Annotated in this window: 1 protein-coding gene; it reads right to left on the reverse strand. The window is 67.9% G+C overall.

Going from position 1 to position 470, the window contains the following annotated elements; genetic code table 11:
* Positions 1 to 68 precede the first annotated feature (68 nt).
* On the reverse strand, positions 69 to 470 hold a 402-nt coding region (locus tag OO70_RS51725), incomplete at its 5' end, for a hypothetical protein (protein ID WP_199827571.1).

Genomic DNA, 470 nt, shown 5'->3' on the forward strand with positions numbered 1-470 from the left:
GAATGACACAGTGCTCTTCGATCCACTCGCCGACCAACCAACCGAGAGACGGGAACTCGCCGGGGTAGTCAGGCGCCCGCCACGGCACCTGGGTCAACCACCCTCAGCCGGCGTCGCGGTGCAGTCGCGGCCGTCTTCTCTTCCCGCTTTTCCGCCACCTCGTTCGCGACGACCTCCCACCGGAGCCGGAGCATCGCCATCGGCGACAGACCGAGCCGGTCAGACCACTGCCGGGCTTCCTTCGCCGAGTCGAGGTCTCCCAGCTCGGCGAGCACCTTGTGCCGCACATACTGGGCGACATCCCTGGTCCAGCCAAGCCGCTCCCACTGGGCGGCCTGCGGCAGCAGCCAGAGGTCTCGCCACAGTGAGGCTTCCAACGCCTTCTGCTCCGCGAGCTGCCGGTTCAAAATCTCCAGGCGCTCCCGCATCGTGTCGAGCCGCCGCTCGACCGGCTTCCCCTCGGACAGCTC

Origin of the sequence: Streptomyces xylophagus (genome assembly GCF_000716435.1) — a bacterium.
GTDB classification, from domain to species: domain Bacteria; phylum Actinomycetota; class Actinomycetes; order Streptomycetales; family Streptomycetaceae; genus Streptomyces; species Streptomyces xylophagus.